The sequence below is a fragment of the Rhizobium sp. L43 genome (assembly GCF_002531725.1).
GTDB lineage: Bacteria > Pseudomonadota > Alphaproteobacteria > Rhizobiales > Rhizobiaceae > Rhizobium.
Map to the genome: position 1 here is coordinate 1 of NZ_NWSQ01000002.1, position 25,118 is coordinate 25,118.

At 61.3% G+C, this 25,118-nt stretch carries 25 protein-coding genes and 1 pseudogene; 12 read left to right on the plus strand and 14 right to left on the minus strand.

Annotation, left to right across the window (positions count from 1 at the left end; translation table 11 throughout):
* Positions 1 to 107 precede the first annotated feature (107 nt).
* The 7 genes and pseudogenes from CO667_RS02465 to CO667_RS02495 all read right to left on the minus strand — a co-directional run bounded on the left by CO667_RS02465 (position 108) and on the right by CO667_RS02495 (position 7,053).
* Positions 108 to 643 (minus strand): annotated as a pseudogene (locus CO667_RS02465) (glyoxalase superfamily protein).
* A gap of 194 nt (positions 644 to 837) precedes the next feature.
* A complete protein-coding gene (locus tag CO667_RS02470; protein WP_097616909.1) occupies positions 838 to 2,016 on the minus strand; it encodes a GGDEF domain-containing protein in 1,179 nt (392 codons plus the stop codon).
* Between the two features lie 216 nt (positions 2,017 to 2,232).
* The gene (gene pyrC / locus CO667_RS02475; protein WP_097616910.1) at positions 2,233 to 3,288 is read right to left on the minus strand and encodes a dihydroorotase; all 1,056 of its coding nucleotides are present in this window, start codon (positions 3,286 to 3,288) and stop codon (positions 2,233 to 2,235) included.
* Between the two features lie 111 nt (positions 3,289 to 3,399).
* A complete protein-coding gene (locus CO667_RS02480; RefSeq protein WP_097616911.1) occupies positions 3,400 to 4,032 on the minus strand; it encodes a nucleoside triphosphate hydrolase in 633 nt (210 codons plus the stop codon).
* Complete coding sequence (locus CO667_RS02485) at positions 4,029 to 4,811, minus strand: ATP-binding cassette domain-containing protein (RefSeq protein ID WP_097616912.1); 783 nt, start codon at positions 4,809 to 4,811, stop codon at positions 4,029 to 4,031. Before CO667_RS02485 ends, CO667_RS02480 begins: the two co-directional genes overlap by 4 nt.
* A 2-nt stretch (positions 4,812 to 4,813) precedes the next feature.
* On the minus strand, positions 4,814 to 5,878 hold the full coding sequence (locus CO667_RS02490) for an ABC transporter permease (RefSeq protein WP_028756640.1): 1,065 nt from the start codon (positions 5,876 to 5,878) through the stop codon (positions 4,814 to 4,816).
* Positions 5,879 to 6,033: 155 nt separating this feature from the next.
* Positions 6,034 to 7,053 (minus strand): sugar ABC transporter substrate-binding protein, encoded by a 1,020-nt coding sequence (locus CO667_RS02495; RefSeq protein ID WP_028756641.1) that lies wholly within the window; start codon positions 7,051 to 7,053, stop codon positions 6,034 to 6,036.
* Between the two features lie 228 nt (positions 7,054 to 7,281).
* Between CO667_RS02495 and CO667_RS02500 the strand changes: the two genes are divergently transcribed.
* Complete coding sequence (locus CO667_RS02500; RefSeq protein ID WP_097616913.1) at positions 7,282 to 8,529, plus strand: ROK family transcriptional regulator; 1,248 nt, start codon at positions 7,282 to 7,284, stop codon at positions 8,527 to 8,529.
* Positions 8,513 to 8,986, plus strand: coding sequence for an RbsD/FucU domain-containing protein (locus CO667_RS02505; protein ID WP_097617292.1), 474 nt, complete (start codon positions 8,513 to 8,515; stop codon positions 8,984 to 8,986). Before CO667_RS02500 ends, CO667_RS02505 begins: the two co-directional genes overlap by 17 nt.
* A gap of 346 nt (positions 8,987 to 9,332) precedes the next feature.
* Here CO667_RS02505 and CO667_RS02510 read toward each other — a convergent pair whose 3' ends face one another.
* Positions 9,333 to 10,223 (minus strand): type 1 glutamine amidotransferase domain-containing protein, encoded by an 891-nt coding sequence (locus CO667_RS02510; protein WP_097616914.1) that lies wholly within the window; start codon positions 10,221 to 10,223, stop codon positions 9,333 to 9,335.
* Between the two features lie 231 nt (positions 10,224 to 10,454).
* Here CO667_RS02510 and CO667_RS02515 point away from each other — a divergent pair, with 231 nt between their 5' ends.
* Positions 10,455 to 10,934, plus strand: a complete 480-nt coding sequence (locus CO667_RS02515) for a MarR family winged helix-turn-helix transcriptional regulator (RefSeq protein WP_245433044.1) — start codon at positions 10,455 to 10,457, stop codon at positions 10,932 to 10,934.
* A gap of 125 nt (positions 10,935 to 11,059) precedes the next feature.
* On the opposite strand, the gene CO667_RS02520 is transcribed toward CO667_RS02515, so the two are convergent.
* Complete coding sequence (locus tag CO667_RS02520; protein WP_097616916.1) at positions 11,060 to 11,599, minus strand: MarR family transcriptional regulator; 540 nt, start codon at positions 11,597 to 11,599, stop codon at positions 11,060 to 11,062.
* An 88-nt stretch (positions 11,600 to 11,687) separates the two neighbouring features.
* On the opposite strand from CO667_RS02520, the gene CO667_RS02525 reads away from it, so the two are divergent.
* From CO667_RS02525 to CO667_RS02535, 3 genes are all read left to right on the plus strand, one after another.
* Positions 11,688 to 12,488 carry an SDR family oxidoreductase gene (locus CO667_RS02525; protein WP_097616917.1) on the plus strand — a complete coding sequence of 267 codons (801 nt, stop codon included), beginning with the start codon at positions 11,688 to 11,690 and terminating at the stop codon, positions 12,486 to 12,488.
* Between the two features lie 104 nt (positions 12,489 to 12,592).
* Positions 12,593 to 13,690 (plus strand): NADH:flavin oxidoreductase/NADH oxidase, encoded by a 1,098-nt coding sequence (locus tag CO667_RS02530; RefSeq protein WP_097616918.1) that lies wholly within the window; start codon positions 12,593 to 12,595, stop codon positions 13,688 to 13,690.
* Positions 13,691 to 13,806: 116 nt separating this feature from the next.
* Complete coding sequence (locus tag CO667_RS02535; RefSeq protein ID WP_245433045.1) at positions 13,807 to 14,814, plus strand: helix-turn-helix domain-containing protein; 1,008 nt, start codon at positions 13,807 to 13,809, stop codon at positions 14,812 to 14,814.
* 49 nt (positions 14,815 to 14,863) lie between these two features.
* Here the strand turns inward: CO667_RS02535 and CO667_RS02540 are convergent, their stop codons facing one another.
* The gene (locus CO667_RS02540) at positions 14,864 to 15,766 is read right to left on the minus strand and encodes an alpha/beta hydrolase (protein WP_097616919.1); all 903 of its coding nucleotides are present in this window, start codon (positions 15,764 to 15,766) and stop codon (positions 14,864 to 14,866) included.
* Between the two features lie 254 nt (positions 15,767 to 16,020).
* On the opposite strand from CO667_RS02540, the gene CO667_RS02545 reads away from it, so the two are divergent.
* Positions 16,021 to 16,602, plus strand: a complete 582-nt coding sequence (locus CO667_RS02545) for a TetR/AcrR family transcriptional regulator (protein WP_097616920.1) — start codon at positions 16,021 to 16,023, stop codon at positions 16,600 to 16,602.
* A 43-nt stretch (positions 16,603 to 16,645) separates the two neighbouring features.
* Here the strand turns inward: CO667_RS02545 and CO667_RS02550 are convergent, their stop codons facing one another.
* From CO667_RS02550 to CO667_RS02560, 3 genes are all read right to left on the minus strand, one after another.
* Positions 16,646 to 17,740, minus strand: a complete 1,095-nt coding sequence (locus tag CO667_RS02550) for an alkene reductase (protein WP_097616921.1) — start codon at positions 17,738 to 17,740, stop codon at positions 16,646 to 16,648.
* A 76-nt stretch (positions 17,741 to 17,816) separates the two neighbouring features.
* Positions 17,817 to 18,821, minus strand: coding sequence for an NADP-dependent oxidoreductase (locus tag CO667_RS02555; protein WP_097616922.1), 1,005 nt, complete (start codon positions 18,819 to 18,821; stop codon positions 17,817 to 17,819).
* Positions 18,822 to 18,853: 32 nt separating this feature from the next.
* A complete protein-coding gene (locus tag CO667_RS02560) occupies positions 18,854 to 19,717 on the minus strand; it encodes an alpha/beta hydrolase (RefSeq protein ID WP_097616923.1) in 864 nt (287 codons plus the stop codon).
* A gap of 677 nt (positions 19,718 to 20,394) precedes the next feature.
* Here CO667_RS02560 and CO667_RS02565 point away from each other — a divergent pair.
* The 5 genes from CO667_RS02565 to CO667_RS02585 all read left to right on the plus strand — a co-directional run bounded on the left by CO667_RS02565 (position 20,395) and on the right by CO667_RS02585 (position 24,019).
* The gene (locus CO667_RS02565; RefSeq protein WP_097616924.1) at positions 20,395 to 21,942 is read left to right on the plus strand and encodes an EAL domain-containing protein; all 1,548 of its coding nucleotides are present in this window, start codon (positions 20,395 to 20,397) and stop codon (positions 21,940 to 21,942) included.
* Positions 21,943 to 22,138: 196 nt separating this feature from the next.
* Entirely contained in the window at positions 22,139 to 22,549 is a 411-nt protein-coding gene (locus CO667_RS02570) for a GFA family protein (RefSeq protein WP_097616925.1), read from the plus strand.
* Positions 22,550 to 22,705: 156 nt separating this feature from the next.
* The gene (locus CO667_RS02575; RefSeq protein ID WP_097616926.1) at positions 22,706 to 23,287 is read left to right on the plus strand and encodes a TetR/AcrR family transcriptional regulator; all 582 of its coding nucleotides are present in this window, start codon (positions 22,706 to 22,708) and stop codon (positions 23,285 to 23,287) included.
* Positions 23,284 to 23,646 carry a nuclear transport factor 2 family protein gene (locus CO667_RS02580; protein WP_097616927.1) on the plus strand — a complete coding sequence of 121 codons (363 nt, stop codon included), beginning with the start codon at positions 23,284 to 23,286 and terminating at the stop codon, positions 23,644 to 23,646. Before CO667_RS02575 ends, CO667_RS02580 begins: the two co-directional genes overlap by 4 nt.
* Positions 23,639 to 24,019 (plus strand): TfoX/Sxy family protein, encoded by a 381-nt coding sequence (locus tag CO667_RS02585; protein WP_097616928.1) that lies wholly within the window; start codon positions 23,639 to 23,641, stop codon positions 24,017 to 24,019. The genes CO667_RS02580 and CO667_RS02585 overlap by 8 nt, the downstream gene beginning before the upstream one ends.
* Before the next feature lie 42 nt (positions 24,020 to 24,061).
* Here the strand turns inward: CO667_RS02585 and CO667_RS02590 are convergent, their stop codons facing one another.
* Entirely contained in the window at positions 24,062 to 25,099 is a 1,038-nt protein-coding gene (locus CO667_RS02590) for a 4-hydroxyproline epimerase (protein WP_097616929.1), read from the minus strand.
* Between the last annotated feature and the right edge of the window lie 19 nt (positions 25,100 to 25,118).

Consider the following 25,118-nt stretch of genomic DNA (forward strand, 5'->3'; position numbering starts at 1 on the left):
CAATTCTCCTGCTTGCAACAAGAGAATCAGAAGGCAATCCCATAGGCAATTTTAAATGTGTGAATGCCATAGCCCCGCTGGGGAGAAGAGGGAGTCCAGCCCCCAGCCTACTTCTGCTCGCAAAAAGCAATGCGGTTGCTGAAAGGATCGATCACCATCATCTCCAGCCCCCAGGGCGCCTCCTCCACGCCGGCTTCATATAGCGGTAGTCCTTGCCGGCGAGTTCGGCGTGGTAGGCGCGGACATTGGCGACGCGGACGAAGGCTTTGGCGCCGGGGCTGGCATCGCCGGAATGTTCGCTCAGGTGCAGCGCCATGCCGTCGCGCGAGACCTGGCAATAGAGCAGGAAGTTTTCGCCGAAACGGTGTTCCCAATCGAGCGTGAAGCCGAGGAAGCCGCAATAGAATTCCATCGCCTTTTCCACGGAGAAGATGCGGAAGATCGGCATCGGCGGCTCGATGCCGATGACGGAGGGGGCGGCACCCGCCGCATCGATCTTGGCCGAGAGGATATTCCATTGATCGAGCCCGAACTGGCGGGCGACGATTTCGAGGGTCTCGCTGTGGGTCAGCGAAATGTCGCGGTCGGCGAGAGCCTGCCGCAATGTCTTTGCCATGAGCTTGGCATCGCGAAAATCGCGCATCATGTCATCCTTCCGTTGGCGGCAAACAGGAAGATCAGTGCCCGCGTCTGCTGACCCGTTCGCCATCGATCGCCAAACGGCAAGGGATGTGAAGGATGTTTCTGGATGCATTCACCATAACGCCAGGGTCGGGCGTCGCGGGGCGGCTGGCCGCATCCGGCCGAGGGCGATATTATGAGAGGGTCGGTCAGGAATCAAGACGCGGTGCGCGATGCCTCGAGCGGAACCGCCTGTAGGTGGCCGGCAAGCTCGACCCGGTTGCGGCCGGCGCGCTTGGCGGCGTAGAGCGCCTTGTCGGCGGCGCTCAGCATGGCGTCGAAATCCAGCGGCTTGGAGCGGCCGGGCGCGACACCGACGCTGACCGTGCATTTGAGCATCTCGCCGTCAACAGGGATCTCGCGGGTTTCGAAGGCCCGGCGGATGTGTTCGGCCGCCAATTCCGCCCGGCCGGGCATGATCTCCTTCAGCACCATCGCGAATTCCTCGCCGCCGAGGCGGGCCACGGTGTCGCCGGCGCGGCAGTTGGCGGCGAGTTCGGCGGCAAAGACCTTGAGCACGTCGTCGCCGGCGGCATGGCCGAAGCGATCGTTGACAGATTTGAAATGATCGATATCGAAGACGATGACGGCTGTGGTGGTGCCCATCGGCCGCGTGCCGTATTCGTCGAACAGGGCGCGGCGGTTGAGCAGCCCGGTCAGCGGATCGGTGATCGCCTCAAGGCGATGGCGGGCGGCGAGCCGCCATTGATGCAGCGCCAGCGACAGCGCGCCGATCCCGGTCATGCCGGCGATGCAGACGGCCAGACTCAGATCTTCGGCCCAGTTGCTGGGGGCCTTGCCGAGCACCAGCTTTCCATCGGAGATCAGCACGGCGGCGCAGAGGACGAAGGAGATCGCCGTCAGCGTATAGAGCGCCGCGATACCGAGGATCGGCGCCGGCGCCTCGGCGCGGGCGAGCCAATATTGCCGGGCGGTGGCAAAAAGCAAAAGAGCGATGGCGATATTGTCGGCGATGAAGGCGAGGCCGTCATACCCTGATAACATCGGCACGACGGAGAAGACCATCGCCGCAAGGGCGCGGATCACGATCGCCGGGACGGACGGGCGGCCGGTGAGGAACTGTCTGCCGGCCCCCCATATGGTGGCAAAACCGGCATGAAACAGCACGAAATTGGCGACGCCCAGCCATGTCTCCGGCGTATTGACATAGGCGCTGTAGACAAAAATACCGCTGACGACGAGGACCAGGCCGACAGTGGCGGTCAGCAGCACCGTTTCCGCCCGACGGGCAATCCAGCTGCCCATCAGCGTCACGGCCAGGCATGCCGTGGAAACGCCGAGCGCTAACAAGAGGGAGTTGTAGTCAAGCGTCATGCTTTTTCACTCTCCGCAGCTATTCAAAGTGCTACAGCGTCCTTTGCGCGTCTGAAAAGATGCGTGGCGCCGTCGCGTCGGATGTTGGCAGCTTATGGGGTCCGCGGCGAGGAATGTCTTATGCATCCGTTAACAAATGATGCACTGCACAATGCAAATGTTACGCGTTTAACGTCGCGCCGAAACTTAAGATGAATATTCTATTTAAAATTGAATTCAGAAAGCTTGTGCCCGTTGCATCACCTGCCAATGCAGGGGAAACATCGGATCGAACACCGTCACCGGACCGGCGCCGGTTTCAATCCTCGCGGGAAAGACGACCGGCTCGGCCTGCCGCGAGAGCGTGATGCGCTCCTCGTTCGGCGGAAGCCCGTACCAGGCCGGTCCGTTCAGCGAGGCGAAGGCTTCGAGCCTATCCAGCGCGCCTTCCTGTTCGAAGACATGGGCAAGGCAGCTCATCGTATTGATCGAAGTGTAGATGCCGGCGCAGCCGCAGGCGCATTCCTTCAGCGGGTCGACATGCGGGGCGGAATCGGTGCCGAGGAAGAAGCGGGCGTCACCGCTTACGGCAGCAGTGCGCAAGGCCAGCCGATGGTTTTCGCGCTTGGCGACCGGCAGGCAGTAATAATGCGGGCGGATGCCGCCGACCAGGATGGCGTTGCGGTTGATAATCAGGTGATGGGTGGTGATCGAGCCGGCGAGATTTGATTTGGCCGCCTTGATGTAATCAATGCCGTCTGCGGTCGTCACATGCTCCATCGTCACCTTCAGCTCCGGCAGGCGTTTCCGCAACGGATCAAGCACGGTGTCGATGAAGACGGCCTCGCGGTCGAAGATATCGACATCAGGCGTCGTCACCTCGCCATGGACGCAGAGCGGCAGGCCGATCTCAGCCATGCGCTCCAGCACCGGCATCGCCTTTTCCATGTCGCGCACGCCGCCATGCGAATTGGTGGTGGCGCCGGCGGGGTAAAGCTTGACGGCGGTGATGAGGCCGCTTCTGGCGCCCTCCTCGACATCGTCGGGGCTGGTGTGTTCGGTGAGATACAGCGTCATCAGCGGCTGGAAGCGGTGGCCTAGCGGCAGGGCCTTGAGAATACGCTCGCGATAGGCCTTGGCGTCAGTGGTAGTGACAACGGGCGGCACGAGATTGGGCATGATGATGGCGCGGGCGAAGGTGCGGCTCGTATCGGCGATCACGCCTTCCAGCATGGCGCCGTCGCGCAGATGCAGGTGCCAGTCGTCAGGACGGCGGATGGTGATCGATTGCATGGCAGGCCTCCGAAGCGATGCGTCTGCGGCCTCGATAGCACTAAAGCGCGTCGCATTGAAATTGATTCATGCGATGCGCTTTCGCTCTTTTTTCGTGCATGTCGCGCGGCATCACGCCAGCGCGATCTCCAGCGTCACATCGGCCGGGCGGCGGTTTTCGAGGATCAGCCGGCCGTTCGGCAGGTCGTTGCCGTAGACCTTGGCACTCGCCTCTTCCTCGGTCAGCTTGTAACCGCGCCAGCGATCCCAGAGCCGCGCTTCCAGCACCTCGATCGGCGGGGCGAGCATGATCGTGTAGTCGAAGATGCCGTCGAGTTCAGCCCATTTGCCCAGAGTGAAGAGCAGATAATTGCCTTCGATGATGATGAAACGATCCCCGGGAGCGATCGGGCGGGCAGAGGCAATCGCAAGCTCGCGCGCGCGGTCGAAAACGGGAACGAGAACTTCCTGATCTGCGGGGCGAACGGCGCGGACGATATCCAGGAAGCCGCGCACATCGAAGGTTTCCGGAATGCCCTTGCGGGCAAGCAGGCCGCGTTCGATGAGAATGGCATTGTCCATGTGGAAACCATCCATCGGCAGTACCGCGACGCTCTCGCCTTTTGCCTTCAGGGCGTCGGCGAGATTGTCGGCCATGGTGGATTTGCCGGCACCGGGCGGCCCGGCGATCGCCACCAGGAAACGCCTGGAGTTGCCGGCGCGGCTCAGGACCTCGCCGGCAATTTCGTCTACTCCAGCCGTCATGCAGCAACCGGCTCCGTCGGCACCGCCTTGGCGCCGGTCATGAAGGCAACGGCATCGGACATGGTGTATTCCTTCGGATCGATCACCGTGAGGCGCCGGCCGAGGCGGTGGATATGGATCCGGTCAGCCACCTCAAAGACATGCGGCATGTTGTGGGAGATCAGCACGATCGGCAGGCCGCGAGCGCGCACGTCGAGGATCAGTTCCAGCACGCGGCGGCTTTCCTTGACGCCAAGGGCTGCCGTCGGTTCGTCCATGATGATGACCTTCGAGCCGAAGGCGGCCGCACGGGCGACCGCGACACCCTGGCGCTGACCGCCGGAGAGCGTTTCCACCGCCTGGTTGATGTTCTGGATGGTCATCAGGCCGAGTTCGGACAGCTTGTTGCGCGCCAGCTTTTCCATGGCCGGCCGGTCGAGCATGCGGAACCAGGAGCCGAGCGGACCTGGTTTGCGGATCTCGCGGCCGAGGAACATGTTGTCGGCGATCGACAGCGCCGGCGACAGAGCGAGGTTCTGATAGACGGTCTCGATGCCGGCCTCGCGCGCTTCCATCGGCGAGCGGAACTGCACCTGCTTGCCTTCCAGCGTGATCACCCCCTCGTCCGGGGTGACGGCGCCTGAGATCGCCTTGATCAGCGAGGATTTTCCGGCGCCGTTGTCGCCGATGACGGCGAGGATTTCACCCGGATAGAGATCGAAATCGGCATTGTCGAGCGCGGTCACGCGGCCATAGCGCTTGACGAGACCGCGGGCGGTGAGAAGGGGTTCGCGAGCCATGATTACACCGAAACCTTTCTGATCCACTGGTCGATGGCGACGGCGGCGATGATCAGCACGCCCGTCAAGAGGACTTTCCATTGCGGGTCGGCGCCGAGCATGTTGAGGCCCATCGACACCACGCCGACGATCATCGCGCCGAAGAGCGTGCCGAGAATGGAGCCGCGGCCGCCGAACAGCGAGATGCCGCCGATCACGGTTGCGGTGATCGCCTGCAGGTTATAATCGGTGACCGCCGAAGACGGCGAGATCGAGCCGTTGCGGCCGATCGAGACCCAGGCGGCGAAGGCGGCGATGACGCCCGAGATGGTGTAGACGGTCAGCAGCACCTTCTTGGTCTGGATGCCGGAGAGCTTGGCGGCTTCCGGATCGTCGCCGACCGCGTAGACATGCCGGCCCCAGGCGGTGTGATTGAGCACATACCAGAGCAGCAGGACGAGCAGCACCATGGCGATGACGCCGAGGGTCAGCACAGCGGTGCCGGCTTTGAAGCTCATGGCGAACAGATGCAGCAGCGGCGCCTGTTCGTCGACGTCGGTGTCGCGGATCGTCTCATTGGCGGAATAGATGAAGTTCGTCGCCATGACGATATTCCAGGTGCCTAGCGTGACGATGAAGGGCGGCAGTTTCATGTAGGCGACGAGAAAGCCGTTCAGCAAGCCGCATAGGCCGCCGACAAGCATGCCAGCCGCGACTGCGATCGGCGTCGGTATGCCGTAGGTGATGGCGACATTGCCCATGATCACCGCCGAGATCACCATGATGACCCCGATCGAAAGATCGATGCCGGCCGTCAGGATGACCAGCGTCTGGGCAGCACCCAGAATGCCGACGATGGCGATCTGCTGCAGGATCAGCGTCAGCGTGTAGGACGAGAAGAACCGTCCGCCGATGGCGATGCCGAAGATGATGATCGCCAGCACCAGCACGATCAGCGGCACGGCGGCCGGCGTCGAGTGCAGAAAATGCTGGGCGCGCTTGATCAGCGAGACATCCTGGTGCTCGAAGGAGGCGACGCTCTTGTCGCTGCCGTCGAGAACGCGTTCGAATTCCTGTGTTCCGGTCATGGTTCCTCCTCCGCATCCGCGCGCCGAACTCGCGCGGGGGCCGTCACCGATATCATTCCGGTCTTTGCTGAGCCGGTTCGTGAGGCGACGGTACATCGTCCGTCGAAAACGGCCGGGGATCAAGCCCCGGCCGGTCTGCTTTCAATAAAGCGGGCTCAGCCCCAGCACTTGTCGGTGCCTTCCTTGGTGTCGATCGACTTGACGCCGGAGACCGGCTTGTCGGTGACGAGCGAAACGCCGGTGTCGAAGAAGGACTTGCCTTCGGTCGGCTTCGGCTTTTCACCGCTGTCGGCGAACTTCTTGATCGCCTCGATGCCGAGCGACGCCATCAGCAGCGGATATTGCTGCGAGGTGGCGCCGATGACGCCTTCCTTGACCGACTTGACACCCGGGCAACCGCCGTCGACCGAGACGATCAGCACGTTCTTTTCCATGCCGACGGCCTTCAGCGCCTGATAGGCACCGACTGCAGCCGGTTCGTTGATCGTGTGGATGACGTTGATGCCAGGATCCTTCTGCAGAAGGTTTTCCATGGCCTTGCGGCCGCCTTCTTCATTGCCGTTGGTCACGTCATGGCCGACGATGCGCTTGTCGTCTTCGTCGCCGATCTTGTCGGGGTTCTTCGGGTCGATGCCGAAGCCGATCATGAAGCCCTGGTCGCGCAGAACGTCGACCGTCGGCTGCGACGGGGTCAGGTCGAGGAAGCCGACCTTGGCGTCCTTGGCCTTGTCGCCGAGCGTTTCCTTGGCCCACTGGCCGATCAGCTTGCCGGCGAGCAGGTTGTCGGTGGCGAAGGTGGCGTCGGCGGCATCGGCCGGCTCGAGCGGCGTGTCGAGCGCGATGACCAGCAGGCCGGCATCACGGGCCTTCTTGACCGAAGAGACGATGCCCTTGGTGTCGGAAGCGGTGAGCAGGATACCCTTGGCGCCGTCGGCGATGCAGCTTTCGATCGCGGCCACCTGGCTTTCGCTGTCACCATCGATCTTGCCGGCATAGGACTTCAGCGAAACGCCGAGTTCCTTGGCCTTGGCCGTCGCACCTTCCTTCATCTTGACGAAGAAGGGGTTGGTGTCGGTTTTGGTGATGAGGCAGGCAGCAACATCAGCCGCCATGACAGGAGCTGAAAAAGTGACACCAAGCGCGAGCGCGCCGAAAGCGAGAACAGATTTCTTCATGGAACTCCTCCCAGAGTTTGCCGGCGCCGCCCCTGCGGGACCGGAATCTTAAGATATGACACTTCGCCGTGGATCGCTAATGCCTCCCAGCGGTCCCGTGCCCTTGACGACAGCAATTTAGAGCGAAAAGAAATCAGCTTGTCAATAAATAAATCCAATTGAATTATTAATTCGATGTGGCATGCTCCATCGAATTAGGGCATAGGCCAACAATCGGGAGGAGCGGCCATGTCGTCCTTGGATGGACCGGCGAATATACCGGTCCCGCCACCAATTCTGAATCCGGCCGGCGGTGCGAACCAGGTCAGGGTGCGAGCCTATAACGAACGGCTCGTGCTGTCGCTGGTGCGTCTCTACGGCGCGCTGTCGAAGGCCGATATCGCGCGCCGCAGCGGCCTGTCGGCGCAGACCGTCTCCGTCATCATGCGGGTGCTGGAGAAGGAAGGGCTGCTGTCGCGCGGTGAACCGGTGCGCGGCCGGGTCGGCCAACCGTCGATCCCGATGCATATCAATCCCGACGCCGTCTATTCCTTCGGCCTGAAAATGGGCCGGCGCAGCGCCGATCTGGTACTGATGGATTTCGTCGGCCGCATCCGCATGCAGCTGCACAAGACCTACGCCTATCCGCTGCCGGAAGAGATCCTCACCTTCGTCACCGCGGGCATCCAAGAACTCGAAGACCGGCTCGACGACAAGCAGCGCGGCCGCATTGCCGGCCTCGGCATCGCCGCGCCTTTCGAGCTCTGGAACTGGGCCGAGGAGGTGGGCGCGCCGCCGGGCGCCATGGAGGTCTGGCGCGAGGTCGACCTGCAGGCCGATATCGCCGCGCGCGTCTCCCATCCGGTCTTCATGCAGAACGATGCGACCAGCGCCTGCGGCGCCGAACTCGTCTTCGGCGTCGGGCCTTCCTACCCGGATTTCGTCTATTTCTTCATCGGCTCCTTCATCGGCGGCGGCATCGTCCTGAACTCGGCGATCTTTTCCGGCCGCACCGGCACGGCAGGCGCGATCGGGCCGCTGCCGGTGCGCGGCAAGAACGGCGAGACCAAGCAGCTGCTCGAAATCGCCTCGATCTTCGTGCTCGAAAACATGCTGCGCGAACGCGGCATCGATCCCGAGCCGCTCTGGTATTCCGCCGACGACTGGGTGGATTTCGGCGAGCCGATGGAAAGTTGGATCCAGGACAGCGCCAAGGCGCTGGCGCAGGCGATCGTGGCGGCTGCCTCGATCCTCGATTTCAGCGCGGCCGTGATCGACGGCGGCTTTCCCCATTGGGTGCGCAGCCGCGTGGTGCAGGCGACGATCGACGAAGCCGCCAAGCTCGATCTGCAGGGCGTCGTCATGCCCGAAATCATCGAGGGCGCGGTCGGCGCGCAGGCCCGCGCCATCGGCGGCGCCAGCCTGCCGATCTTTGCGCGTTACCTCACCGACCAGAACGTTCTCTTCAAGGAGGTAGACCATGCTGAAAGGACTTGACCCGCTGTTGAGCCCGGAGTTGCTTTCGACACTTCGGGCCATGGGCCACGGCGACGAGATCGCCATCGTCGACGGCAATTATCCGGGCGTCGAACATGCGCGCCGGCTGATCCGGCTCGACGGCCACCACCTCATCCCGGTGCTCAACGCCGTGCTCAGCGTGCTGCCGATCGACGATTTCGTGCCCGAGGCGATCTTCCGCTCGACGGTCAAGGCCGAGCGCGACAAGCTCGACCCGGTGCATGAGGAGATGATCGACTGCTGCGCCCGCCACGAGCCGCACCGGCAGGTGGTGCCGCTGATCGGCCAGGATTTCTACGGCCGGGTGAAAACCGCCCATGCGCTGATCCAGACCAGCGAACCAAGGCTCTATGCCAATATCATCCTGCGCAAGGGGGTGATTTATCCGAGGGAGCCAGGTGCGCAGGCGGCCGAGGTGGATCCGTTCGTGTATTAGGACAGGAATGGCTTCAGGCCGAGTCAGTAGATTTCGGCCTGCAGACAAGGTGGGCCAACTGCTCTTTGTCGTAGGCATGCGTTACAAGAGAACCGAGAGGCTGCGGCATGCCCTCTTCTCCCCGCTGGGGAGAAGTGCCGGCAGGCGGATGAAGGGGGCCACACGGCGCATTACTAAATAGCCCTTACACGCATCCTTCGCGTACTTTCCTGCATGCCCTGAACAGAAATCAAAATGGTTTCTTAGCGCAATTTGCGGAGTCCCGAGCATGATGACTCGCCAGAGCGAACGCAAGGCGGGCGACAGCCGACGGGTTAGCCGCCGGATCGGGTCGCCCGCCGCGCCGTCACTTCGTGGCGAGCTGTGTGTTCAAGGCCTGAACAAACGCTGTGCCGAACGCCGCGTCGGACATCGGCTGTTGGCCGGTTATCAGTTCGCGATCGACCACAACATTACTTGCCCAGGGTGCCGACGCATTCTGCACAACGGCTCCCGCGGAGGCTAGCGCCTCGTCAGCGTAGAACACGACATTACCGCCCAGTAGCACATCGCCTTCGACCTGCTTTTCCTCGGCGGCAGAGAACGCTGTCAGGCGATAGCCGGCATAAGCCCAACCCTGGCTGAGCGATTGCAGCTGCGTGCTGTCGTTCGCGCTGAGTGCGAGACGATAAGCCTGCGGGTCAGGTAGCGTGGAAAGCAGTGCCACCGGGCCATGACAGATAATGCCCGTCGGTCGGCCGCCGTCGTGGAATGCGCGCAATATCTGTCCCAGCGATCGATCCTGGACAAGGTCCTGCATCGGCGCATGCCCACCGGGAATAAAGACGCCGACGAACTCCCTGACGCCTGCAGATTGAACAGCCGAGAGGCGAAGCGGTTGCTTCAGGTTGTCGAAACCGTTGATGTAATTCTCCGCCTCGGCACGCTTGGCATCGTCGCCCCCGAAATAGTTCTTGTGATTCGAGTTCGAGTCCATTTGCGGTGTATCGCCGTTTGGATTGGCAAACACAGGTGTGTAACCAGCATCGACGATCTGCTTCAGCGGAACGGCGAGTTCATTCAGGAAATAGCCGGTTTTGTAGGTCTTGCCGTCTCGAAGTTCGAGCTGATGGGCGCTCGACATCACCACCAGAACTTTGCCCTTGCTCTGCGCGGAGGCCGCCGTTGGCGCTACGATCGCCAGTCCCATCGCCAATCCCATCGCGAGGACAGCGCTACCCATACGTACAATACTCATCTGCTTTTCCTTTGTGTTGATCGGTTTGGTCGAGCTCTCTCGGAGCCGATTCGTCCGAGAGCAATCCCTTCAACGGTTTAGGAAGCACCTGGCCAAACCAATTTCAAAATACCGGCATATGCCGATAATTTATCTATGGCATATGCGGTTATCTTGTCAAGACGACGGAATAGGGCTAGTGAAAATGAGAAAACAATCGCCTGTGTCCGAGGCTCAAAGGAGGTTTGTCGGTTGAAGAAGAAAGCCAGTGTCGACCCGAATTATTGCAACAACACCGTTTTACGGCAGGCCACGCGGCGAATGGGCCAGCTCTATGACAGCATCATCGCACCGAGCGGTTTGAGGGCCACTCAGTTGGGATTGTTGACCCATGTGGTCTCACTGGGCGAGCCTACAATGCGGGAACTCGCCGAGGATATGGTCATGGACCAGTCTGCGCTTGGCCATACGTTGAAGCCGCTTGAGCGCAGCGGCTACCTTGAGCTGATCGTCGATCCTCAAGATCGCCGTGCCCGTCGGATTCGTCTTACCCAAGCGGGGACACGCAAGTTCGAAGACACGTTGGTCCTGTGGAAAACGGCCCAGGATAGCTTTGAGGCCGCCTTTGGGGCAGAGAAGGCGGCCGAATTACGGGCGGTCCTGACGTTCCTGGCATCGGACGATTTTGAGTTGGCGTTTAACGCGCCAACACCCAGGGCCCCCGGCGATTGATCGAAACATCGCTTGCCGGTTCTTCGGTGCCAGGCAGCCGGCATTTCGCTTCCCTCGGATTGAGAACAAGCCACGACACCACCTGTCCCAAGCGAAAGGCGTTCACCGAGCTTAGGACAAGGCGGTCAGTCTTTCAGACTGCGACGCGCCTCATAGGCTTCTAGGAATTCCGGAGAGGCGACGTCATCCGCCAGCGTGCGGAGCGCAGCCGCGGAAGGACCTAGTACGACCTCAACGCGCTGATTGGCGTCAGCCCAATGGACCAACGCCTCATGCATGCGGTGCTCGCCAGAGCTCGTCAGCATTGCGTGCTTCGTTCGGCCGTCATGTTCGTCAGGCACGAGTTCGACGAGCCCGTCCCGGACCAGCGGGCGAAGCGCGTGGGTCAAAGCGGAAATGCTGACGGCAAGGCGCTCGGCGAGCGATTGCAAGGTGGGCCATGGATGGCCGCCCTCGCGCAACGCGGCTATCTGGGTCAGAAGCCCGACTTGAGTAGCCTTTAGCCCGGTTGGCGCTACCGCATCATCGTAAAGCTGGCTCAGCCGCCGTGACGCGCGCCGAAGAGCAGTGTTGGTGCACACGAGTTCAGACAGAAGCTCCGGCGGGCTCAGCCTGCCTGTGCGCAGCTCCTCTGCCGCATCGTCAATCGAAAGTTTCTTACCCATCACACGAAAATAGTTGAGCACTCAGCCATTGACAAGGGCCAAACGTGGCCATACTTAAACTTGAGCACTCAACAAAAAGGAACTTCACATGTCTGCATCATCGCTCAAGCCCGTTGCTGTCGTTACGGGCGCCTCTGCCGGCATCGGCGCCGTCTATGCCGAACGCCTCTCCGAAAGGGGCTATGACCTTATCCTTGTTGCTCGGCGCGCTGAAGGCTTGAAGGCGCTCTCGGACAAACTGGGTGCGGCCCACGGCACGAAAGTTGAGGTGGTGGAAGCCGACCTCACGAAAGACGCCGACCTGGCGCGTGTCGAAATGGTGTTGAAGGCTAATTCGGCGATCACGCTCCTCGTGAACAATGCCGGCAACGCGACGCTGGCTCCCATCGCCAAGACCTCTGAGGAAGACGCGGCCTCAATGATCGCACTCAACGTCATCGCGCTCACACGCCTGACGCACGCCGTTCTGCCGGAATTCCTGGGCCGCGGTGAGGGTGCAATTATCAACGTTGCCTCGGTCCTGTCCTTCCACGCACTGCCGATCAGTGCGATCTACAGCGGCACCAAGGGCTATGTGATGAACTTCAGCCGCGGCCTGCAGCAGGAATTGGCTGGGACCAATGTTCGCCTGCAACTCGTCATGCCGGCATCTACGGCAACCGAACTCTGGGACTTGTCGGGAATCCCGTTGGCGTCCCTCAACCAGGCCGCAGTGATGACGTCCGAAAACTTGGTGGATGCTGCTCTGGCCGGGTTCGACAGCGGCGAAGACATCACGTTGCCATCCGTTGCCGACGACACTCTCTGGGACACGTTCGACGCAGCCCGGTCCAAGCTGTTCGCAGCGACGCAGACCGGTGAACCTGCACCCCGCTATCGCACCGCCTAAGCCAGCGGTGTACCCCCCCGATCGACTGCACCGGGTGACGCGTGCGCCAGCCGGCGTAAGCAGGTCCATGCAGAAAATCTGCTTTCCTTATTGAGGAGAACCAAATGCCCCATTTATTTGACCAATTCACGCTGAAAGGCGTGACACTCCGAAACCGGATTGCGGTTTCCCCCATGTGCCAATATTCTGCGATCGATGGCATCCCCAACGACTGGCACAACGTCCATCTCGCGAGCCTGGCGCGTGGTGGCGCTGGCCTCGTCAACGTCGAAGCCACAGCGGTCTCTCCCGAGGGCCGGATCACGCCGGGCTGCACCGGTCTTTGGAACGATGACCAGGCCGAGGCTTTCGCGCCAATCGTTGCCGGCATCGACAAGGCCGGTGCGGTCGCAGGGATCCAGATCGGCCATGCCGGCCGCAAGGCCAGTGCAAACCGGCCGTGGGAAGGCGACGATCATATCGCCGAGGGCGACCCGCGCGGCTGGGAGACCATCGCACCCTCCGCCATTGCGTTCGGCGGCGGCTTGCGGAAGGTACCACGGGCGATGACAAAAGCGGACATCGATCGCGTTCGTGGCGATTTTGTCGCTGCGGCGATCCGCGCGCGCGACGTCGGATTCCGCTGGCTCGTGCTGCATTTTGCCCATGGCTATCTCGGCCAGAGCTTCTTCTCGTCGCATTCGAACCAACGCGACGACGAATATGGCGGCAGTGCCGAAAACCGCGGACGCTTCCTCCTCGAAACACTGGCGGCCGTTCGTGAGGTCTGGCCCGAGGACCGTCCGCTTACGGCTCGCTTCGGCGTCATCGAATTTGACGGCCGTGACGAAGAAACTCAGCAAGACGCGATCGATCTTGTTGGGAAATTCAAGGCAGCCGGCCTTGATTTCCTCGACACCAGCCTCGGCTTTTCGACGCCGACGGCCAACATTCCGTGGGGTCCTGGGTTCGTCGCGCCCTACGCCGACCGCGTCCGGAAGGCCACTGGCCTCCCCGGCTCGGCGAGCTGGAGTATCACTCAGCCGGAGCAAGCGGACGAGCTCATTCGCAGTGGACAGCTCGACCTAGTCATGATCGGCAAGGCGATGCTCGCCGATCCGCATTGGCCGTACTCAGCCGCGCGCAAGCTCGGTATCGAGCGTCCGTCCTGGACATTGCCCGCCCCCTACGCACATTGGCTCGCATCCTACCGCGCGGCTTGAATGATCGGGCGCCTTCGACATTTTTCGAAGGTGCCCGTTTTCTGGATGTCGATATACGCAAACAGGACGACGCGCCTCATCTCAACCTGTTCGCATTCCACTCTGGAGAGTTTCTCATGTTCGATAATTCGGAGTTGGCTCCCAGATGGGCCGGAACAAACTTCGAAAGTATGTTGGAAACCTTGGTCGAAGTCGCGCCTTTTGAGGGGTACTCGACTGATGCCATGGAAGGCTTCACTTGGAGCGCCAACGCGTGGTCGGATGGGACTTTGACCCTCACCGAGATGGCTTGCAACAGGCCGTGGCATCTCTCGGCGACATCGGGCACGCCGGAGTGGCTGACGATCATGGTCCCGCGAGACGGCATCTGCGGCGTAACCCTGGGGCAGAACACCGCCACAGCGTTGCCGGGTCAACTTCTGCTCGGCCAGAATCACGAGGTGGATCGTTTCTTCGTGCAGGGTACCCTTCATCGATCCGAGAAACTTCATCTGGACTGGAGCGTGATATCGCAGACAGTTGGGGAACTGCTCGAGGCGCCAGTGAGCGGATCGCTTGATTTGTTGCCTCAAGTTGACCAGCATAGCCCCGCTGGGATTCTGTTCAAGAATCTGGTCGAGACCATCATCTCCGGCATGCGTGAGGACGGCGTCCTGCTTCATTCGCCGATCGCGATGACCAACCTCACACAAGCGCTCGGTCATTTGGTCGCGCGCTCAATGCCCCACCGTTATTCCAGGCAACTGGAAAAGAAGATCTTTGCGCCGGCACCTTGGCACATTCGTCGCGCCATCGATTTCATGCGCGCGAACATCAGCACGCCAATTACCATGTCGATGGTGGCTCATGCTGCCAACGTATCGGTTCGGACATTGGAAACCGGTTTCCGCACATTCAAGGAAACAACGCCGGCGGCCTACCTGAGAACATTGCGGCTACGAGCCGCCAGGCAAGACCTTCTCGACCCGTCGAACCGACTAGAGATCAAGGACATCTGCCTGAGGTGGGGCTTCTTCCACGGCGGCCGCTTCTCGGCAATGTATAGATCGGTTTACGGGGAGACGCCCCAGGAAGCGAGAAGGCGTCGAGGTCACCCGCTTGCCAATAGTCGCCTGAAATCATAGCTGCCGCGACCTGACCGCGTGACTGCGCTCCGGTGCAATGGTCCGAATTTTACTCCGACGCAGGGGTAAAAGGATGACGCCTGAGAAACGCAGCCACTTGTTCTGTAACCTCGCCCGGTGAGGAATCAGGGAAAAAATGCCCGCCCGGTATAGCTCGGGCGTCCATGGTCGTGCAGCGATCCGCCCAGGTGGCTGGGAGATTATAGAGTTTGGCCATCACGCCACGAGCGCCGTAGAGGATCAGCGCCGGCGCGGATATACGTCTGCCCTGTTCCGCCAGATCGTCGGCGAGATCGACGGCCAGCGCCGCGCGATAATCGTTGCAGCCGCCGGCAATCGCCTTGGCATCATGCCATGACGCCCGGTAGGCGGCGAGCTGGTCGGCGTCGAAATCCTGTCGACCCGTCGCGCCCCATCCAAACAGGCAGGTTTCATAGAAGAGATCGGGGCTTGCTTCGATCATTCGCTCCGGGAAGGGCGCGGGTTGAGCGAGGAAGAACCAGTGCCAGTAGCTTTGAGCGACCTCCCTGCGCAGGTCGGTCAACAATACGGCCGTCGGCACGATGTCCATCAGAATGACACTCGCCACAGCCGCAGGATGGTCAAGCGCCAGCCTGTGCGCTACTCGGGCACCACGGTCGTGACCCACGAGGTGAAACCGCTCATGCCCCAGGGTTTTCATCAAACCGACCTGATCGGCGGCCATGGCGCGGAAGCTGTAGTTGGCCAGATCAGTTCGAGCCGGTGGTTTGTCGGAGGCGCCATAACCGCGTAAATCAGCACAAATCACCCGATAGCCGAGGGTGACCAGCTCCGGTGCGATCCGTGCCCACAACGCCTTGGTCTGCGGAAAGCCGTGCAGCATCAGCAGTGGCTCTCCCGCGCCCGCGGCGACATAGGCGATCTCCACGCCATCGACGGCAATGCGGCCGCTTTCAAAACCGTCAAACATACTCCCCTCCCCGCTTTCGCAACGACAACAGTGCCTCAACGGTCAGGGCGCCAACCCTGGCCGCGGCCGATGGAGAGAGCCACAACAGGAGGCGGTTACCCCGACCTCGACGAAACGGGCGGGTTCCGTGAGATGCGTATCTGCCATCAAGTACTCGTACTGGCTACCGTTATTAATGATATACATCATCAATAAGTCAAGCTACAATGACACATGACATCATAGCTCGGAATAGCGGTCGAAAGGGCTGTAAAGTGCGGATCACCAAGGAAAAGAAGCAGGAAAACTACGAGCGGATTATCGCCACCGCGTCGGAGCTGTTTCGCGAGCGCGGATTCGACGGCGTGGGCGTGGCGGAATTGATGGAACGTGCGGGGCTCACCCATGGCGGCTTCTACAATCACTTCGGCTCCAAGGAGGAGTTGATCGCGGAGTCGACCGAGAATGGTTTGAGCGAGACCCTGAGGCGCTATGGCGGTCATGACGTCCTCGCCGTCATGGAACTTTATCTGGCGCGCGAACACCGGGATGGACGCGGCCAAGGATGCACGGCCGCGGCGCTGAGTTGCGATGCCGCTCGACAGCCTGAAGAAACGAAGGCCGTTTTTGCTGAGGGAATAGACAATCTGGTGCGCGCACTGGAGGGAGGCATTGCAAGAAGACACGCTTCCGGCGTCGGCGGGCGCGCGCAAGCCATCACCATCCTCGCTCAGGCCGTTGGAGCAATCGTGCTTTCAAGGGCCTGCCCGGACGATTCCCCGCTGGCGGACGAACTGCTCGACGCCTGCCGCGCGGATTGCCGCGACGCCATCGAAAATCGGGCGCGCAAGCAATAGGGCCGCGCATACGCGGCCCTATTGCTTGGTTTTCCTCATGCCGTCAGGGGTTTACGAGCGCGGCCATGGTAGGATAGTCGGTGTAGCCCGCAGCACCTCCGCCATAGAGCGTCGCCATATCGAGATTGGCGAGCGCCGCACCGGCTTTCAGGCGGTCGACAAAATCCGGATTGGCGATGAACGGCTTGCCGAAAGCGAACAGATCCGCCAGCCCCTGCTCCAGCCTGGTCGCCGCGAGTTCCAGATCGTAGCCGTTATTGGCGATGTAGGTATTCCCGAACCTGCGGCGAAGCGCCTCATAGTCGAAGGGTGCGATGTCGCGCGGGCCGCCGGTGGCACCTTCGACGACATGGAGGTAGGCAATGCCCAGCTCGTCGAGCTTCTCGACGATGTAGTTGAACTGCGCCTGCGGATCGGTTGCCGATATCCCATTGGCCGGCGATACCGGTGAAATCCGAACGCCGGTTCGCTCCGCCCCAATTTCCTCGATGACCGCGGCCGTCACCTCGAGCGTCAGCCGGGCGCGGTTTTCGATCGACCCGCCATAGGCGTCGGTGCGGGTGTTGGCTCCGTCCTTGGCGAACTGGTCGAGCAGGTAGCCGTTTGCGCCGTGAACTTCGACACCATCGAAACCGGCGGCAATCGCATTGGCGGCGGCGCGACGGAAATCCTCGACAATGCCGGGGATCTCGTCCAGTTCGAGCGCGCGCGGTTCGGATACGTCGACGAAAGCATTGTGCACGAAGGTCTTCGTCGCAGCCCTGATCGCCGAGGGCGCGACCGGCGCCTGGCCATTCGGCTGCAGGTCGACATGCGATACCCGACCGACGTGCCAGAGCTGCAAGAGAATACGGCTGCCCTTGGCATGCACCGCCTCGGTCACCTTTCGCCAGCCGTCGATCTGCGCCTGCGTGTAGATGCCGGGTGTGTCCTGATAGCCCTGGCCCTGCTGCGAAATCTGGGTCGCCTCCGAGATGATCAGGCCGGCCGAAGCCCGTTGCCCATAATATTCGGCCATGAGATTGCCCGGCACAAAACCGACGCCGGCTCTGTTGCGCGTCAACGGCGCCATGACGATGCGGTTGGATAGCGTGAGGGAGCCGAGTGTGGCGGGCTCAAAGAGTGTCTTGCTGGTCATTTTTCACTTTCACCAAGAGTTGGAAGTTATGTCTGGCGTTCGCCTCACAACAGACGCCGCGTCGGTCAGGTCGACCTCAGTCCGCGACCGTGATGACCACCTTGCCCTTCGCACGCCCGGTCTCGACATAGGCCAGCGCATCGCCGGTCTTCTCGAACGGGAACACCTTGTCGACGACCGGTCGGATCACGCCTGACTCGATCAGGCGGGCAATCTCGCCCAGTTGCTGCCCCTCGGCGCGCATGAACAGGAATGAATAGGTGATGCCGAGACGCTTGGCCTTTTTCCGAACCCCGCGGCTCAGCAGGCGCAGCACCAGTTTCAGGAACAGGTTCAGGCCGAGTTCCCCCGCGAAGGCAGGATCGGGCGGACCGGAAATGGAAATGAGCCGGCCACCCGGCTTCAGCACGCCCAAGGATTTTTCGAGCGTCTTTGGATCCTGACTGTTCAGCACGAGATCGTAGCCCGACAGGAGCTTCTCGAAATCCTGCGTCTTGTAGTCGATCACCACATCCGCCCCGAGGCTTTTGACCAGCTCGGCATTCGCAGCGCTCGTCGTCGTCGCCACCGTCGCGCCGAGATGCTTGGCGAGCTGAATGGCGAAAGTCCCGACACCGCCGGAACCGGCCTGAATGAAGACCTTCTGGCCGGGCCTTACCTTGCCCACCTCGACCAGCGCCTGCCAGGCAGTCAGCCCCACCAGCGGGATGGATGCCGCTTCGCTCATGCCGAGGTTGTTCGGCTTCAGCGCCACATCGGCTTCATCGACGGCAATGAATTCGGCGAACGTGCCGACCCGATGATCGCGCGGCCGTGCATAGACCTCGTCGCCCACCTTGAAGCGCCTGACCCTGGATCCGGCTTTGACGACCGTTCCGGCAAGGTCGTGCCCGAGGATGAAGGGCGGACGATAGGGGAGAATGAGCTTGAATTCTCCGTCCCGGACCTTGGAGTCCAGCAGGTTTACGGCCGTCGCCTGAATCCGGATCAGGACATCATTGTCCTGCAATTGCGGTTCCGGCAGATCGGCCAGGCGCAGAGCGCCCTTCTTCTTGTACTTATCAACGACGAATGCCTTCACGGGGCCTCTCCAATTCGAATTTTAGTGCGGCGTCAGGCGCCGAGGAAGGACAAAGCCTTCGGCACGAAATCGGCGTGGTTCTGGAAAATCCCGCCATGCCCGGCGTCGTCGTAGATCACCAGTTGCGCGCCGGGGATGCGGCGGGCCATATCGGTGCTGTTTACTGTGGGGACCATGATATCATTGTCGCCATTGGCGATCAGGACCGGGATATCGATGCGGCCGAGATCCTGAGGCGCCTGCTGCCCCCAGGCCTTGATCGCCTTCAGCTGCCGCAGGAAGGCCCTCGGCGTCGGGCCCTTGTCCCTCCCCGCCTTCCGCTCTTTCAAGCGATCCAGAAAGGCTTTCGCGGCTTGCCGGCCATTGGCCGTCGAGGTGAAAAACAGATAGGTTTTCGGATCGCGCAGCGTCAGCAGGCCTTTGATGATCAGCGGCCAGGACACCGCTCCGACCTGCTTGATCCCTTTGCCCCCGGCCGGGCCAGTTCCGGTCAAAATGAGCTTCCGCACAAGGTCCGGCGCCTTCAGCGTGATGTCCTGTGCGACAAATCCCCCGAGAGAAAAGCCGAGCAGATCGACTTTTTGGAACCCAAGCGTTCGGATCAGCGCGATCGCGTCGTGCGCCATCTCGGCGATGGTGAGCGGGGCCGTGCCGCCCGAGGTGCCGATGCCCCGGTAATTGGTGGCGATGACGTGATGCTTGGTGGCAAGACCATCGACAATCCGGGGATCGAAATTGTCCAACACCGCGCCCCAATGGTTGAGAAGAACGACCGGCACGCCGCCTTGGGGGCCAAGGTCGCGATAGGCAAAAGCTGTTTCCCCCACATTAATCCAGAGATTGGGCGCCTCGGCATAGCAGGTAGCAGGCCGAAGGTACCTGATAGACGTGTTCATCGTTTACTCCATTATCCCGGAACCGGCACGCTTGAGAGCCTTGCCGATGCCGCTCGATGTCCCGGCGAGAAACGCCGTTTTCCCAATCATCGCCTTAGCCTTCCGTATGACCGCCGACCGTCGCGGTGGTCAGCTTCAGTCACTCCACTATAATGACAACTATCATCATAAAGATTAATGATATTCATCATCAAAGCTGTCAAGCGGAATTTTCCGGGAAACGCCGACATTCAAGAGAGCCTCATCGGCATTCCAACGCTCGATGCGTGCAAGGAGCGTCGTTGCGGCGTGTCCTTCGAGGCTTCGCCTACGGGCTTCGCGCGGGATGAGGGAGGTTGGAGGGTGCCGCAGCCCGGCCCCTCTTCTTCTCATCGCGCTCATCCACGAGGGAAGGCACGATGGAATCGAAGAACCGTCCGATTTGCGGGAAGAATATCCGTTTCGCGCAGGGAACCGCCCGCGCCTTCATCAATGCAACGCGCCATTAACCTTCAAAGGTCAGACGATCTTACGGATTTGTCGGTACTGTGCAGCTTGATCAATGACTGTAATGCCCGACCCTCTTAATTCCGCCCGAATGAGTTGTGGCGGTCTTCGATCACGGTAGGACGACCGGGGACGATGCGGTCCTGCAAACTGGCCATGACGGCTCTTCACATAAACAGGAGCCTGTTCATATGCCTCGCATCCAACCGACCAGACCCCAGGTGGAGATCGTTGCCTGGCTCGCGGTCTTCCTGCTTCTCCTCTGCCTGTCCTGGTCCTTCCATTGGCATGAGGGGCTGGATGCGTTCATCGAGGCGCATCACGACTATCCCTTGGACCACGCGCTCCTCGCCCTGAATATCTCCGGCTTTCTCGGGCTGATTTATTCGGCGCTGAGGATCAGGGATCTTTCAAGAGAGATCAGTCGCAGACTGCAGGCCGAAAAGAATGTGGACTGGATTGCCTGTCATGACACGCTGACCGAACTGCCGAACCGCAGATTTCTGGAATCCATCTGCGCGCAAGCAATGAGCGATCAGAGGGCGCAAGAGACCTATGCCGTGTTCAGCATCGATCTCGACGGCTTCAAGAAGATCAATGATCTGCTGGGGCACGATCACGGCGATGCGGTGCTGAAGACTGTTGCTCAGCGGCTCTCCTCGCTGTTTCCGCGGGAGCACGTCTTCCGCCTTGGTGGAGACGAGTTTGTCGTTCTGGCCCGGCGCACGGGAAATCCCGATCTTGCCGCACTGGGGAACCGCATCGTGAGCGTGATCGGCAAGCCGTTCACATTCAATGGCGTCGCCGTCGACCTCGGCGCCAGTGTCGGCTTCGCGCTTTATCCGGAGAACGGCGACGACCTCAGCCAGGTCATTCGACATTCGGATTGCGCGATGTATGTGGCCAAAAAGCAGGGGCGCAATCTGGTGAAGCCCTTCGTGCCTTCGATGCAGGACGAGTTGGCGAAGCGGGTCCGGGTAGAAGCCGATCTCCGAGCCGCCATCAAGAAGGCTGAGATCATTCCCTATTATCAACCGCTCGTCGACCTGAAGACGAACAAGATCATCGGCTTCGAGGCGCTGGCACGCTGGAAGACCGCTTCCGGCGAATTCATCCCGCCGAACGAATTCATTCCTGTGGCGGAGGAAGCCGGGCTGATCGTCGAACTGACCGACCAATTGCTACGCCACGCCTGCACCGATGCGCTGTCCTGGCCAAGCGAACTTGTCCTGTCATTCAACCTTTCTCCGATCCAGTTGAGCGACCGGCTGCTGGGGCTCAGAATTCTCAAGATATTGGGCGATGTCGGTCTGCCCGCGCACAGGGTCGAGCTTGAGGTGACGGAGAGCGCCATCATCCAGGACGCCGTCACCGCACGCATCGTCCTCGACGATCTGGTGAACGCCGGCGTCAGGATCGCTCTCGATGATTTTGGAACAGGCTATTCCAGCCTCTCGCAGCTCTCCAACTACCGGTTCGACAAGATCAAGATCGACAGGAGCTTCGTCGCTTCATTCGAAACCAACGACAAGCAGGACAAGGTGATCAAGGCGATCATCGCTCTCGGTGCCGGCCTTGGCGTGACGATCACCGCCGAAGGCATCGAAGAGGAGAGCCAGCTGCAGCGGCTTCAGGATTTGGGTTGCGACATCGGCCAAGGTTATCTGCTTGGCAGGCCGGCCCCGGTCGAGGAGCTCGCCGCAGACAGCGTCAGCGCCAGACTTTCGCAACGCCGGTGATGGAACGACCCTAAACGGTCAGATGGGTTTTCCCGTAGACTTCGGCATTTCCGCGATCTAAGTTGGTGCTCGTTGAGCCTGAAGTCGCATCAGGTCTCAACCCCTTCGCAACGCCTACCGCAATGAATTTCGGTTCCGGCCTGCGCTTCAGCCCTCAATTCAACGTAATCTCACCGCGCAAGCGGGAGGAGTTTCCATGGCCAATGCACAATGCGCCTGTGGCGCTCTCAGATTGATGCTTAGCGAACCACCGCAATTGACTGCGCTCTGCCACTGTTTGGCTTGCCAGCGAAGAACGGGTGCGCCGTTCAGCGCGAATGCGTTCTACTCGATTGACTGTGTCGCAATATCGGGAACGTCTACAGAATTCATTCGTACCGCTGAGAGCGGTCGCCAGGTCCGAATGCATTTCTGTCCAACTTGCGGTTCGACCGTCTATTGGAAGGCCGATGCCGCGCCATTCTGGATCGGCGTGGCGGTAGGTTCACTTGCCGACCCGGCCTTCGCGCCACCTGCCCTCTCTGTATTCGAGCAATCGAAACATAGGTGGGTGCAGCTCAACGAAACGGTAGAGCATTTCCAAGGCCTCCCAATCGACCGATATTAGCATCGACGTGGGAACTGGAATTCGGCGACCGTGCTTTATCGCCTGGCATGACCGAGGTCGACCAGGCGAGAATTCTCGCCGAAAGTCATGGGAGGCGATTGCGTTTATATTCTTTATCAGTCATTCTAGAACAATCGATAAAGAATCGGAGTGACGATGGGCCGAACGCGGGAATTCGATGAGGAGGCGGTGCTGACGGGGGCGATGCACATCTTTCGCAAGCAGGGCTATCAAGCTGCGTCCATCCGAGACCTCGAGGAGGCGACGGGGCTCAAAGGCGGAAGCATCTATCACGCCTTCGGCGACAAGGCCGGCCTCTTCGACGCGGCGTTCGGGCATTACAACCGGACGGTCCTGGAGGGACGCATCGAGCGGTTTGCGCCGCCAGGAAGCGGGCTTCAAGGCCTGCGCGAATTGTTCCTGTCGCTCCTGCATGAGCCCGACGATGGCTCCCTCGGTTGCCTGATCACCAACATGGCGGTGGAATTTGGCGGCGGCGTCGAACCGCATCCCCGTGTCGAAGCAGCGCTCGGCCTCCTTCGCACCACGTTCCGCTCGCGGCTCACCGAGGCGTCAGCCTTTGCTCGGGGCGCCGACGGAGCCAAGGCGACGTGGACAGCCATCCGCCTTCTTGCCCTCTATCAGGGCCTCCTCGTGCTCATTCGCGGCGGCGAAGACAAGACCGGCCTGCGGCAAGCGATAGAAGACGAATTCAATCAACTGGAGACTCTCCTATGACACCTGAGGCCTTATGGAATCGATATGCGGCCATCTGGTCGCTGGATGCCGACGCTCGCGAGCCGGAAATGTTGGCTTGCCTCGCTGACGATGTGACCTATTGCGATCCCAATGGAGCGATCGCCGGACGAGCCGGTCTCTCGGCCTACATGGCCGGATTTCAGCAGAGCGTACCAGGAGGCCGGTTCAAGATATTGAGCGTTCTCCATCATAATGAACGTTCGCTGGCGCGCTGGGCGCTGCGCCGGGAGGACGAGAGGGTCTTGCAGACGGGCACGAGCTTCGGGGTGACTTCCGATGGCCGGCTCGGCGCGATCACCGGCTCCTTCGATCCTCTGGCGGAGCAGCCGCATGAGTAGCGAGACGACACGCAGGCTGGCGCTCGACTTTGCGAGCCAGCTCGCCCCGCCCGGCTCCGTCGATGTCCGACGCTTCTTCGGCGGATCCGCCTTGGTCCGAAACGGCGCGCAATTCGGATTCGTCATGAAGGGCACGCTGTATCTTCGCGTCGACGATGCGATGCGCGCGGAGTTCGAGGCAGATGGTTCCGAACCGTTCAGCTATCGCGCCGCCGGCAGGGAGGTGACGGTTCGTCGCTACTACGCCGTCCCGGCACATGTGATCGACGATCCCGCATTGCTGCGCGCGTACTCAGAGCGAGCATTGCACGCTACCTCCTCGGGCGGCCGCCGACTCTCCGACACGACCCTGGCCGTGAGCCCATGTGGTTAATGCCGATGCCCACGCCCGCCCCGCGGATTCATGCCCGAACGCTCAAATCTCCCCAGCCGAGGGTCCCCAGACATCCGTCAGGGCGAAGCCGCCGGGATGGGGGTCGAAGGGGTCGAGGGCTACCTGGGTCAGGCCGAAGGTGAAGCCGCGGCCGGTGATGGTGGGGATGACGGCGGGGCGGCCGGCCACTTCAGTGACGGCCTGCAGACCGACCTCGAACTCGGAGCCGATGATCGATTTCGAGGTGAAGATATCGCCGACCTTGGCCTTGCCGCGGGCATAAAGCGTGGCGAGATTGGCGGAGTTGCCGGTGCCGCAGGGCGAGCGGTCGGCGCGACCCGGCCACATGGTGGTGCAGGTGCGCACCGTGCCGTCGGCCTCGGTATCGCGGAACATCACATAGGCGACGCCTGAGATGGCCGGGATCTCGGGATGGACGACCTTGATGTCGCGGTTGATCAGTTCTTTCAGGATCATGCCAGCCTGGACGAGGCCGGCGGCATTGGCCTTCTCGATCGTCAGACCGATCTGGCCGACATCGACGAGCGCATAGAAGATGCCGCCATAGCAGAGATCGGCCTTGATTCTTCCCCAATGCGGCGTGTCGATCTCGACATCGAGCTCATGCACAAAGGAAGGCACCATGGTCAGCCGGACCTTCTCGCAGCGCCCGTCGCGGCAGGTTGCCGTCGCCTTGACGAGGCCGGCGGCGGTTTCGAGCGTGACGATCGTTTCCGGCTCCTGCATCTCGACGATGCCGGATTCAAGCAAGGCGGTGGTGACGCAGATCGAGTTCGAGCCGGAGCTCGCATGCGCCTGATCGGGCTGCAGGATGATGAAGGCCGCGTCGGCCTCCGGGTGCCTCGCCGGCAGCAGCAGATTGACCGAGCCGATCGGGGCGCCGCGCGGCTCCAGGCAAAGAAAGCGACGAAGCTCGTCGCCCTTCGGATCGGTGTTCAGCCAATGCAACTGGGCGGCGATGGTGTCGCCCGGGATTTTCGGCACGCCGCCGATCGCCACACGGCCGATCTCGCCTTCGGCATGAACATCCAGCAGCTGAATCGTGCGCTTCCATCTCATATCGAAATCTCCAGATCAG

What these genes read in the sequence shown, in the direction of transcription:
- CO667_RS02470 (WP_097616909.1), bottom strand. Translation starts at nt 2,016, where the DNA reads ATGACGCTTGACTACAACTCCCTCTTGTTAGCGCTCGGCGTTTCCACG.
- pyrC (WP_097616910.1), bottom strand. Translation starts at nt 3,288, where the DNA reads ATGCAATCGATCACCATCCGCCGTCCTGACGACTGGCACCTGCATCTG.
- CO667_RS02480 (WP_097616911.1), bottom strand. Translation starts at nt 4,032, where the DNA reads ATGACGGCTGGAGTAGACGAAATTGCCGGCGAGGTCCTGAGCCGCGCC.
- CO667_RS02485 (WP_097616912.1), bottom strand. Translation starts at nt 4,811, where the DNA reads ATGGCTCGCGAACCCCTTCTCACCGCCCGCGGTCTCGTCAAGCGCTAT.
- CO667_RS02490 (WP_028756640.1), bottom strand. Translation starts at nt 5,878, where the DNA reads ATGACCGGAACACAGGAATTCGAACGCGTTCTCGACGGCAGCGACAAG.
- CO667_RS02495 (WP_028756641.1), bottom strand. Translation starts at nt 7,053, where the DNA reads ATGAAGAAATCTGTTCTCGCTTTCGGCGCGCTCGCGCTTGGTGTCACT.
- CO667_RS02500 (WP_097616913.1), top strand. Translation starts at nt 7,282, where the DNA reads ATGTCGTCCTTGGATGGACCGGCGAATATACCGGTCCCGCCACCAATT.
- CO667_RS02505 (WP_097617292.1), top strand. Translation starts at nt 8,513, where the DNA reads ATGCTGAAAGGACTTGACCCGCTGTTGAGCCCGGAGTTGCTTTCGACA.
- CO667_RS02510 (WP_097616914.1), bottom strand. Translation starts at nt 10,223, where the DNA reads ATGAGTATTGTACGTATGGGTAGCGCTGTCCTCGCGATGGGATTGGCG.
- CO667_RS02520 (WP_097616916.1), bottom strand. Translation starts at nt 11,599, where the DNA reads ATGGGTAAGAAACTTTCGATTGACGATGCGGCAGAGGAGCTGCGCACA.
- CO667_RS02525 (WP_097616917.1), top strand. Translation starts at nt 11,688, where the DNA reads ATGTCTGCATCATCGCTCAAGCCCGTTGCTGTCGTTACGGGCGCCTCT.
- CO667_RS02530 (WP_097616918.1), top strand. Translation starts at nt 12,593, where the DNA reads ATGCCCCATTTATTTGACCAATTCACGCTGAAAGGCGTGACACTCCGA.
- CO667_RS02535 (WP_245433045.1), top strand. Translation starts at nt 13,807, where the DNA reads ATGTTCGATAATTCGGAGTTGGCTCCCAGATGGGCCGGAACAAACTTC.
- CO667_RS02540 (WP_097616919.1), bottom strand. Translation starts at nt 15,766, where the DNA reads ATGTTTGACGGTTTTGAAAGCGGCCGCATTGCCGTCGATGGCGTGGAG.
- CO667_RS02550 (WP_097616921.1), bottom strand. Translation starts at nt 17,740, where the DNA reads ATGACCAGCAAGACACTCTTTGAGCCCGCCACACTCGGCTCCCTCACG.
- CO667_RS02560 (WP_097616923.1), bottom strand. Translation starts at nt 19,717, where the DNA reads ATGAACACGTCTATCAGGTACCTTCGGCCTGCTACCTGCTATGCCGAG.
- CO667_RS02565 (WP_097616924.1), top strand. Translation starts at nt 20,395, where the DNA reads ATGCCTCGCATCCAACCGACCAGACCCCAGGTGGAGATCGTTGCCTGG.
- CO667_RS02570 (WP_097616925.1), top strand. Translation starts at nt 22,139, where the DNA reads ATGGCCAATGCACAATGCGCCTGTGGCGCTCTCAGATTGATGCTTAGC.
- CO667_RS02575 (WP_097616926.1), top strand. Translation starts at nt 22,706, where the DNA reads ATGGGCCGAACGCGGGAATTCGATGAGGAGGCGGTGCTGACGGGGGCG.
- CO667_RS02580 (WP_097616927.1), top strand. Translation starts at nt 23,284, where the DNA reads ATGACACCTGAGGCCTTATGGAATCGATATGCGGCCATCTGGTCGCTG.
- CO667_RS02585 (WP_097616928.1), top strand. Translation starts at nt 23,639, where the DNA reads ATGAGTAGCGAGACGACACGCAGGCTGGCGCTCGACTTTGCGAGCCAG.
- CO667_RS02590 (WP_097616929.1), bottom strand. Translation starts at nt 25,099, where the DNA reads ATGAGATGGAAGCGCACGATTCAGCTGCTGGATGTTCATGCCGAAGGC.